General features: G+C 64.8%; 4 protein-coding genes. All 4 read right to left on the reverse strand.

Annotated elements, in window-relative coordinates:
• Positions 1 to 134: acylphosphatase (locus tag RMO25_RS05185; RefSeq protein WP_309661541.1), on the reverse strand; the 134-nt coding region annotated here is incomplete at its 3' end.
• 4 nt (positions 135 to 138) lie between these two features.
• On the reverse strand, positions 139 to 930 hold the full coding sequence (gene fabI / locus RMO25_RS05190) for an enoyl-ACP reductase FabI (protein WP_309661542.1): 792 nt from the start codon (positions 928 to 930) through the stop codon (positions 139 to 141).
• 20 nt (positions 931 to 950) lie between these two features.
• Positions 951 to 1985 carry a YihY/virulence factor BrkB family protein gene (locus RMO25_RS05195; protein ID WP_309661539.1) on the reverse strand — a complete coding sequence of 345 codons (1035 nt, stop codon included), beginning with the start codon at positions 1983 to 1985 and terminating at the stop codon, positions 951 to 953.
• Positions 1985 to 2630, reverse strand: a 646-nt coding sequence (locus RMO25_RS05200; RefSeq protein WP_309661540.1) for a J domain-containing protein, incomplete at its 5' end; no start/stop codon positions are given. The genes RMO25_RS05200 and RMO25_RS05195, both read right to left, overlap by 1 nt.

Here is a 2630-nt window from a genome sequence, read left to right on the forward strand (position 1 = left end):
AGCGACCCATCGGTGCGATTGTGCACCCAGCCGGCGACGCCCAGCGCGCGCGCCTGCTTGATGGCCCATTGGCGGAAAAAGACGCCCTGCACCCGCCCGAACAAGCGCACTTTGCGGCCGACCGGGTCCGCCACTTGGCTAGACCGTGGCGATGTCGGGGGCGTCCTCGGCCTTCATGCCCACGACATTATAGCCGGCATCGACATGGTGGATTTCGCCGGTAACACCGCTGGCGAGGTCGGACAGCAGGTAAAGCGCGGCGCCGCCGACATCCTCAATCGTGACATTGCGGCGAAGCGGCGAATTATACTCGTTCCACTTCATGATGTAGCGGAAGTCGCCGATGCCGCTGGCCGCCAGTGTCTTGATCGGGCCGGCCGAAATGGCGTTGACGCGGATGCCCTCGGGTCCGAGGTCCATCGCGAGATATTTGACGCTGGTTTCGAGCGCCGCCTTGGCGACCCCCATGACATTGTAATGTGGGATGACTTTTTCGGCGCCGTAATAGGTCAGGGTCAGCATCGAGCCACCGCGGTCCATCATCGCCCGCGCCCGCTGGGCGACCGCGACGAAGCTGTAGACCGAGATGTTCATGGTCAGCAGGAAATTGTCGAGGCTGGTGTCGACGAACTTGCCGCGCAGCTCGTTCTTGTCCGAAAAGCCGATCGCGTGGACCAGGAAGTCGAGCTTGTCCCATTTTTTGGCCAGGCCGGCGAACGCCTTGTCGAGCGCGCCGGTGCTGCTGACGTCGCAGTCGATGAGCAGGTCGGAGCCGAGCTGTTCGGCCAGCGGGCGGACCCGCTTTTCGAGCGAATCGCCCTGGTAGGAGAAAGCCAGTTCAGCGCCCTGTTCGCCCAATGCCTTGGCGATGCCCCAGGCCAGCGAGCGGTCGTTGGCCAGGCCCATGATCAGCCCGCGCTTGCCCTGCATCAGTCCGCCCGAAGCCTTGGTCAAAACTGTGGTCCCCCTGTTACCAGCTCCGGTACCACATCCTCGCCGGGCTGCGGCTCTTCGACTTCGAGCTCGTCCTTGAACGGCCCGCTGTAGATTTCACCCTTTAGCGCCGTCGCCCCGCTTTCCGCTAGGGCAGCGTTCAATTCCGCGCCGGTAACCACGCCCAATCCGATGACGAAGAAGAACAATAGAGCGATCATCACGCCGGCGAGGCTGCCGTAAGTCAGGCTGTAGCCCCCGAACAGGCCGATCGTTTGGGGCAGCAGCCATACCGTCCCCAGCCACCAGCCGGTGATCAGCAGGGCCCCCGGCCATTTCTTGCAACCCTGCTTGCGATAGCGAACCGGCGTCAGGGCGTAAAACAAGACGTAAAAGGTGAAGAACATCATCACCGCGGGCACCGCCTGAAAGGTCCCGAGCGTGCTGCCGACTTCGGCGGAAATGGGCAGCAGCTGCTCGATCGCGCGCTGCAGCGAACTCAGGATCACGGTGAACGCAAAGGCGAACATCAGGATCACCACCGCAGCGAAGATGATCGCGATCGAGGCAAGCCGGTATTCCCAGAACGGCGCGCAGAATTTGACGCCATAGGCGCGGCGCAAAATGTCACGAATGGTCTCGATGAAGCTCGCCGCGGTCCACAGGCCGACCAGCGCGCCGAACCACAGCAAGGGTCCAGTGCGCGCGGTCAGCACTTCGTTGACTGGCCCGCTCAAGGTCGTGGCGACGCCCGGCGGCAGCTTGGCGAGAAAGGTTGCGACGGTCAGTGCTCCGTCCTCGGTGCGGCCGAGAAGATGGGCCATGGCCGCGGCGAGGATGAAGAACGGAAACATCGCCAGAAGCGCCAGATAGGCCAGGTTCCCCGCATGGATGAAGCCGTCATTATAGACCCCGATCGCCACGCGCTTGACGATTTCCCACGGGGTTGGCGGCTGGTAAATCTGCTCGATGACATCGGGGCCATAAGCCGCGGTCTCAGCGGCTTGGCGCTTGCGCCGGTCTTCGGGCGAAAGGGGATGCTGTTCCTGCACTAAACCCCCAATGCCGCGCGCGGGTTGCCGCCGCCGGCCCAGCCCTCGACGAACGCCTCGAGCGCGGCATCGCCCGGCGGAATGTCGATTGCCAGCGTCACCAGCAAATCACCGCGCTTGCCGGCCTTGTCGGTAAAGCCGCGCCCTTTGAGCCGGAGCACCTTGCCCGAGGTCGCGCCCTTGGGGACGGTCAGCATCACCGGCCCCTCGGGGGTCGGCGCCTTGATCTTGCCGCCCAGCACCGCTTCGGTCAGGCTGATCGGCAACGACAGGCGGATATCCTTGCCGTCACGGGTGAAGTGCGGGTGGCTGGCGATCTCGATCGCGATGATCGCGTCGCCCTTGCCTCCCGGCCCCGGCTGGCCCTGCCCGGCGAGGCGGATCTTGCTCCCCTCCTCGACCCCGTTGGGCATTTTGACGTCGATCGTCTTGCCCCCCGCGAGCGTTACCCGCTGGGCCTTGAGCGTTGCCGCATCGAGGAACGGCACCTTGAGGCGATAGGCGACGTCGGCGCCCTTTTGCGGTGCGCGCGTCCGCCGGGCCCCGCGCGATCCGCTGAACAAGCCTTCGAACAGGTCGCTCAAGTCGGCGGTCGCCGCGCCTTCGAATCCCTCGAACCCGCCGGGCTGCCCGCCGCCCGGACTG

The organism is Sphingomonas sp. (assembly GCF_031361285.1).
Lineage (GTDB): Bacteria > Pseudomonadota > Alphaproteobacteria > Sphingomonadales > Sphingomonadaceae > Sphingomicrobium.